The following is a 7755-nucleotide window of genomic DNA, read 5'->3' on the forward strand; positions in this document are numbered from 1 at the left end:
GAATCAGCCAGCTTATCTGTGACTGATGCACTGCTATCGGGAGCAAGCCCCCTCCCACAATAAAGCCCTCCCACCCTATTTTTTTGAGCGAGTAAGGCCTAGAAATCCCGTTTGTAGAAGATATCCAGCGAACTGGCCACGCCACTCGCCACTTCCAGGTACACCTTCTTGCTCAACAGATAACGCAAGGCAATGGTGTTGGCCGGCTCGAACACTCCTACCCCGTAACGCAGGCTGAGTTTCTCGGTGATCTTGCCGCTGGCCACCACTGCCGTGGTGTTGCCACTGCCCTGAGTGTCGAGTTCGAAGTCCTGGATACCCAGGTTCTTGGCGATGTCCGAAGTCACACCGGCACTGCCCATCAAGCCCAGGCCCAAGGCCGCTTGGGCAAGCATGTTGTTATCTTCACCAGTGGTGCTCAGCGGACGCCCCAGCACCAGGTAGGACAGCGCCTGTTCCTGGCTCATGGCCGGCTCGGAGAAGATCTGCGTGGTGGGCTGTTCGGCGCTGCCGCTCAAGCGGATACCCGCCGTGACGTCGCCCGTCTTGCGAATGGCTTCGATGTCCAGGTACGGCTGGTCAAGCGGGCCGGCGAACAACAGACGCGCCCGGCGCACATCCAGCTTCTGGCCATAGGCGCGGTAACGACCGTCGTTGAGCCACAGCTCGCCACGGGTGTCCATGTTGTCGCCAATATGGACATGGCCCTGGACTTTGGCGGTGAGGCCGAAGCCGGCGAAGTTGAGCTGGTCTTCACCCACCACCACGTCGATATCCATGGCCATTGCCATCGGCGGCTTGCCTTCCTCGGTCTGGCTACCGACGATGACCGTATCGTCCGAGACCTTGACCGTCGACGGCGGCAATTCGCGCACGGTGATGTCGCCACGCGGGATGTGGACCTTGCCGGCGATGGCCAGCTTGTCGTCCTTGAGGCTGATCTTGAGGTCAGGCGCTACTTCCAGCACGGCGTAGGGTTCCACCGTCACCGGCAGTTGCGAGCCTTGCAAACTGAGGTCCACCGCCAGGGCCTGGCCCCAACCGATATGGCCCTTGAGGCTACCCTGCCCGGCCTTGCCGCTACGCCAGCCGCCGTTGAGCTGCACGCTCTCACCGGCGATCAACGCCTGCACATTCAAGTCTTCCAGGCTTACCGGCAACTCCGGTCCGGAGATCTCGCCGCCCACCAGGTTCACGTTGCCGTTGACCTGCGGCGCGAGCAAACCACCGGAAATGCGGCCGCTGCCGTTGAGCTTGCCGTTGAGTTTTTCCACCATCGGCACAAAGGGGCGCGCCACCGCGAGGTCCAGGCCGGTGAGGCTGAAATTGCCGGTGAGCGGCTTGTTCTTCGGCAGTGGATTGATCTGCGCCTGCAACAGCAACTCGCCGAGCTTGCCGCCACGGAAGTTGAGTTGGGTGTCGATACGCTTGGGGTTGAGGGTGGTCTCCAGCTTCAGCGTGTCGTAGGGGAAATCCAGCCACTGGTTTTTGTCCTTGACGCGCAAGGTGCCACCGCTGGCGTCGACCGCAACCACACCCTTGGGACCGCTGGCAGGCAAGTCGAGTTGCACGTCGGCGTTAAGCTTGCCCTGCCAGGCGAAGTCTTTCGGCAAGAAGGCCGCCAGGCTGTCGATGGGGAACTGTTTGAGGTGGTAGCGCAACTTGGGCTCAGGCATCAGGCGCTGGTCTTCACCACACAGACTGGCTGGGCCAGACACCCAGCAATGCGCCGCGAACGTCAGCCTGCCGTCGGCCAGCCGTTCGATCTTCGCCGGGGCTTGCAGCTTCCAGTCCTGGCCACCGGCTTGTACATCGCCACTGGCCAGGCGCCCGCGCCAGTTGCCCTTGTCGAGATTGCCGTCCAGGGCCAGGGCCAACTTGACCAACGGGCCGACCAGATCCAACTGGACCTTCTGGCTCTTGATATCGCCTTGAGCACTGGCCGTCAGGGTGCCGACCTGGGTCTCGCCGGCCTGGATGCCGCTGCCCTTGAGGTCGAGCTTGGCGCGCTGGGCGTTGTCGAGGGTGGCGTCGAGGCTCAGGCTTTGCAGGTGATTGTCAGCGAATGCCAGTTGCTGGCCTTTGAGATCGAGCTTGCCTTGGGGCGCCTTCAGACTACCGGCGACGTCGACCCGACCATTGATCTGCCCGCGCAACTGCGGCCACAACTGGGCCAGACGCGCCAACTTGATATCGATCTGCCCGGCCAGGCGTTGTTGCAGGCTGCCGCTGCCGTTGATGCGGTTATCGCCCAAGCGGATATCCAGGTTGGCCAGGGTCCATTGCTCGCCCGCGCCTTCGGCCTTGGCTGCCAGCACGGCGGTTTGCCCACGCAGGCGGCCCTTGAGGTCGAGGTCGGCGTTCAGCTTGAGTTGTTCATTTTTGAACTCGCCCTTGCTGCGCAGGGGGCCAGCCAGGGTGCCTGGCAATTCGGCAACCCAGTACGCCGGGTTCAGCGCCGAGAGGTCCAAGGCCGTGTCCCAGGCGATGCCGTCGGCAAACTGCACATTCACATGGCCCTCGGCCTTGCCTTGACCGGCGGTCAGTTTGAGTTCGGGCAGGAAGACTTGCTTGAGGTCGCCGCTAAACGGTGTGACCACATTGAACTTGCCGGCCGGGCCGTCGAGGTCGGCCTTGAGGTTGCCGAGATAGTTGCCGTCTTTGTAGGAAACCTCACCATTGAAGGTACGCAAGGCAACCTGCGGTTCGTCGATCAATGGATAAAGGCGATGCCATGGGAAGTCGAGCCAGTCGATCTTGGCGTCGGCACTGAAGCCTTTTTGCCAGTCCAGGTTGGCGCTGAGCTTGAGGCTTTGCTTGTCACTGGCAGTCAGGTCCAGGCCAGCGATCTGCGCGCCCTTGGCGTCGACCTTGCCTTGCAGCAGCAGGCCAACCGGGCCTTTTTCCGCGGGCAACACGGCTTTGCCCATCAGTTGGTAACCGTTGTGCAAATCACCCTTGGCGGTGAGGTCCAGTTGGTTGAGTTGCAGAGTATCGGGCAGCTCGGCACTGGCCTTGAAGCCATCAGCGGTGACATGCAGCTGCGCAGGCAGGTTTTCCATCAGGGGTTGCAGCTCGCCGCTGAGCTTGGCCGGCAGGTAGCCGCTGCTGTCGGCGTCGAGCTTGAGGGTCTTGAGCAAGTCGCCGTCGACCTTGAGCGCGACTTGCCAGGGCGCACCGCCAGGGGCGTACGGCAGGCTGAGGTTGCCGGTGGCGCTCAAAGACCAGTCGCCAGTAGGTTGCAGCAGGCCATTGAGGTCCAGTACCAGATCGTCACGCTGCAAGTGCACAGAGTCGATCTGCATGCCGGCCGCCGTCCAGTGTGCCGCCAACTGCAAGCTCTTGAGTTGTTCGCTGCCGTTGAACAGCAGGCTGCCAACGCGAACCTCACCCAGTTGGATGGCAACGGGCAACTTCAACTCAGGCAATTGGATTGGCCCGCTGCTTTCTTCCGTGCTGGGTGGAAATTGCAGGAGAACCTGCTCCACATCCAGCTGGTTGATGCACACCGTCATACGCAGCAGGCAGGCCGGTGACCAATCGAACTTCGGCGCGGCGAGCTCGACGCGGCTGGTGTCCTGTTGCCATAGCAGGTGATCGGCACTCCACTGGCCACCCAAACGCCCCTGGAAATTCTCGACGGTCAAACCCGGCACCTGGCCCAGCGCCCAGCGGCTGCCCGCCTGGGTGCCGAGAACCGTCCACAACGCCAACAACACTAAAGCGAGGACGGCCACCACGGCCAGCCCCGCTATTTTCAAACCACGCATCACAGCTCAGGCCCCATGGAAAAGTGCAAACGAATGCCGCCCGGATCTTCGAGGGCATGGGCCAGGTCGAGGCGGATCGGCCCCACCGGCGAGACCCAACGGATACCGACGCCGACACCGGTTTTCAGGCTGGGCATCTCCAGGGTGTTGAACGAGTTGCCCTGGTCGATAAAGGTCGCGATCCGCCATTTTTCGGCGATGGAATATTGATACTCGGCACTCAACGCCACCATGTAGCGGCCACCGATGCGGTCACCGCGATCATTCTCGGGCGACAAGGTCTGGTACTCGTAGCCGCGCACGCTCTGATCACCACCGGCAAAGAAGCGCAGTGAAGGCGGCACGGACTTGTAGCCGTTGGTGGCGCTGCCGCCGAACTGTGCACGGCCCAGAAAACGGTGGTTATCCCACAGCGTGGTCAAGCCCTTGATGGTGGCCGTGCCGTAAAGCAGGTTGGTGTCGGAACCGAGCCCTTCCTTGGCGACCTTGGTGTCAAACATCAAGCGGTAGCCATTGTGCGGGTCGATGCGGTTGTCGCTGCGCAGGTAGGAGTAACTGATCCCCGGCATCACCAGGTTACTGAGACCGGAGTCATTGCCCAGGCGATATTCTTCACGCTGGTACTTGAGCGAGATGATACGGGTCCAGCCGCTGGGCAACTTGCTGTGCCATTCGGGACCGACGGTGAGCAATTTACTCAAGGTGTCGGTGCCAGCCAGCTCTTCGTTCTGGTAGCCGCCGGCGAAGCGCAACTTGTCGGTCAGCGGCGGGTCAAGCGGCACGTCGTACCACAGGCCGACGTTCTGGCGCGGTGCCGACAATTCGGCTTCCCAGCCATAGCTGTGGCCTTGGGGGTTGACCCAGTGACGGGTCCAATTGGCCTTGCCGCGCGGGCCGACGTCGGTGGAGAACCCCAGGCCCAGTCCCATGGTGCGGGGTTTGCGGGTTTCCAATTGCACGGCCACCGGGATCACATCCTGGGTGGCGGCAGCGGGCGCGGCGTCGACGCGCACGCCTTCGAAGAACCCACTTGCTTGCAGGTTCTGGTTGAGTTCGGCGATCAGTTCGGAGTCGTAAGGGGTGCCGCTTTTGAACGGCACCATACGTTGCAGCAGGTCTTCATCGAACGGCGTGTCGCCGGTGAAGTTGACCTTGCCCATGGTGTAGCGGCTGCCACTGTCATAAATGAGTTCGATATCGGCCACGCCCGCCTGGGGGTCCACCGACAGTTTCTGGCTGGTGAAGCGCCCGCTGAAAAAGCCGTAGCGCGACGCCTGGTTCTGGATCAGACGCTTGGCGTCTTCGTAGTGGCCGTGGTTGAGTACAGCGCCGGGCTTGAGGTCGTCACTGGCCGGCACGCGGAACGCCTTGAGGCTCGCCGCCTGGCCGTCGACCCGAATGGTCACGTTGCGCAAATGCACCGGTTCGCCGGGGTCGATGTTGAGGACCAGGCGCGGGTTCTTGCCGCCCGTCACATCACTGGCTATCTGTGGCTGATAGAAACCCAGAGCCTGGGCCGCTTTGCGCGCCTGCTCCTCGGCGCCACGGCTGAACCGCAGCAACGCTTCTTCATCACGATCGCCCACCCCGCCGATATAGCCTTCGATGTTGGCTTTCAACGCGTCGTTTGAGGGTTTGATCCGTACGTCCAGTTCGCTTTGCGCCAAGGCGCCGCAGCTTGTGAACAGCAGAATCAAGCCGCTGGTAAATCTTCCTGGAAACTTCATAGGCGCGGATGCTACACGAGCTAGGGAGACTCTTTGAACTCGGATTTGTCTGAATAATTCTGTCTTAAGCCGTTGCAGCATGTAACGCCTGAGGATTGGGGTGAAAAAACACGTGCTCCAGGATCGGTCCCACGGCGACTTCGCCGATCTCCTCATAGCCCTGGCGCTTGTAGAAATCCAGGTAACGGGAGTTGCCGGTGTCGAGTACCACGCCCGATGAGTGCGGATCTACGGCACACCAGTTGTGCACCGCCTCCAGCAGTTGCTCGCCGTAGTGTTTGCCCTGGAATTGCGGATGAATGCCCAACAGCGGCAGTACATGCACCGACTCGCCCGGCAGGCACGCCAACACCGCGTGATGGTATTCCAGGTAGCGCCGCGTGCCGCGTACACCGGTACTCAGCCACATGCGCAATTGCCAGGCCCAGCTCTCGGTGATCCCCAGGCGCCGTTGCGGTGGCGCGATCAGGGCGATACCGATCAACCGGTCATTTACTAACAGACCGATAGCCGGCAAGTTCTGGAAGAAGTGCTGCTTGACCAGCTCGCGTACCGTGGCCCGCACCCGCTGCTCGTAGCCCGGGCGCTCAGCTTCGAAAATGTAGGCAAAAGTCGGCTCATGTCGATAGGCCTGGTACAGCAACGAGCGGGCTTCGCGGGAATAACCACTGTCGAGCATATGAATTTGGGCGATGGTATCGGGCATACGTTCAATCTCCCTGGGCGCCATTGAAAGGTGGCGTTCTTATGGGTACGAACTTGTACGGCGCGAGTCGTTCCCAGACATTAGCAGTGCATTCGTCCTACCGCCACGCTGGCCCCCGTCCGACTTGTCGGCTAGCATCGCCCTTTTGCCAGACTGGACTGCCGACCATGAAAATCGTGTCTTTCAATATCAACGGGCTGCGCGCGCGCCCTCATCAGCTGGCGGCACTGATCGAGAAACACCAACCCGACGTGATTGGCCTGCAGGAAACCAAGGTCCACGATGACCAGTTCCCCCTGGCCGAAGTGCAGGCACTGGGCTATCACGTCTACTACCATGGGCAAAAAGGCCACTACGGCGTTGCGCTGCTTTCGCGCAAAGAAGCCCTGAGCGTGAACAAAGGCTTTGCCACCGACGAAGAAGATGCCCAGCGCCGTTTTATCTGGGGCACCTTCGCCGATGAACACGGCAACCCGGTCACCATCATGAACGGCTACTTCCCCCAGGGCGAAAGCCGCGACCATCCCACCAAATTCCCGGCCAAGCAGCGCTTCTATGAAGACTTGCAGCAGTTGCTGGAAAACCAGTTCAACAATGAACAGGCGCTGGTGGTGATGGGCGACGTGAATATTTCCCCGGAAGATTGCGATATCGGCATCGGCGCCGACAACGCCAAGCGCTGGCTGAAAACCGGCAAGTGCAGCTTTCTGCCGGAAGAGCGCGAATGGATGGCGCGTTTGAAGAACTGGGGCCTGGTGGACAGCTTCCGTCACCTGAACCCGCAGGTGACCGACCGCTTCAGTTGGTTCGACTACCGCAGCCGCGGCTTTGAGGACGAGCCCAAGCGTGGCCTGCGCATTGACGTGATCCTGGCGTCCAACGGCTTGCTGTCGCGGGTCAAGGATGCGGGCGTGGATTACGAACTGCGCGGGCTGGAAAAGCCGTCGGATCATGCGCCGATCTGGTTGGAATTGAGCTGATCTATGGCTGTACTCGGTCTAAATGTGGGAGGGGGCAAGCCCCTCCCACATTTTGCTCTTCAGTGTGACAGTCATATTTATGCAACCTGCCTGACTTAATCTCGCGGCACTCCCTTTGGCTTAAGAAGGTGCCGGCATGATGCTGCGCGTTCTGTTCCTGCTGACCCTTTTGCCCCTCTTCGTTGTCGCCGCCCCCCTACCCGTTCCCGAGCAAGGCCCTGCGCTGCGCATCCAGGGCTCCAACACCATTGGCGCTGCACTGGGGCCGGCATTGGTCAAAGGCCTGATGGAGCATCAAGGTTTGCAGGGCGTACACAGCGAACCCAGTGAAGGCGCCAATGAACAGCGCGTGATCGGCAAGACTCGCCAAGGCAAGACGGTGACGATCGAGGTGGCGGCCCACGGTTCCAGCACCGGGTTTGCCGCACTCAAAAAGGCCAATGCCGACCTCGCCGCCTCATCGCGCCCGATCAAGGACAGCGAGTTGGTGGACCTTGAACCCTTGGGCGATTTGAAAAGCCCCGAGGCCGAACAGGTGATCGCCATCGACGGCCTGGCCATCATCCTCAACC

4 protein-coding genes and 1 pseudogene are annotated in these 7755 nt (G+C 61.2%); 2 read left to right on the forward strand and 3 right to left on the reverse strand.

Features of this window, described 5'->3' with window-relative positions:
• Nucleotides 1-98 precede the first annotated feature (98 nt).
• The 3 genes from ACRESD_RS01885 to ACRESD_RS01895 all read right to left on the reverse strand — a co-directional run bounded on the left by ACRESD_RS01885 (nt 99) and on the right by ACRESD_RS01895 (nt 6203).
• The gene (locus ACRESD_RS01885; RefSeq protein ID WP_431749383.1) at nt 99-3770 is read right to left on the reverse strand and encodes a translocation/assembly module TamB domain-containing protein; all 3672 of its coding nucleotides are present in this window, start codon (nt 3768-3770) and stop codon (nt 99-101) included.
• Nucleotides 3770-5497, reverse strand: coding sequence for an autotransporter assembly complex protein TamA (locus tag ACRESD_RS01890; protein ID WP_431749384.1), 1728 nt, complete (start codon nt 5495-5497; stop codon nt 3770-3772). The genes ACRESD_RS01885 and ACRESD_RS01890 overlap by 1 nt, the downstream gene beginning before the upstream one ends.
• 64 nt (nt 5498-5561) lie before the next feature.
• Nucleotides 5562-6203: a GNAT family N-acetyltransferase gene (locus ACRESD_RS01895; protein WP_431749385.1), complete on the reverse strand. Its 642-nt coding sequence runs from the start codon at nt 6201-6203 to the stop codon at nt 5562-5564.
• A 167-nt stretch (nt 6204-6370) separates the two neighbouring features.
• On the opposite strand from ACRESD_RS01895, the gene xthA reads away from it, so the two are divergent.
• On the forward strand, nt 6371-7183 hold the full coding sequence (gene xthA / locus ACRESD_RS01900) for an exodeoxyribonuclease III (RefSeq protein ID WP_431749386.1): 813 nt from the start codon (nt 6371-6373) through the stop codon (nt 7181-7183).
• Nucleotides 7184-7319: 136 nt separating this feature from the next.
• Nucleotides 7320-7755 (forward strand): annotated as a pseudogene (locus ACRESD_RS01905) (hypothetical protein); the annotation flags it as partial.

Source organism: Pseudomonas sp. (genome assembly GCF_050739995.1).
Classification (GTDB): Bacteria; Pseudomonadota; Gammaproteobacteria; order Pseudomonadales; family Pseudomonadaceae; genus Aquipseudomonas.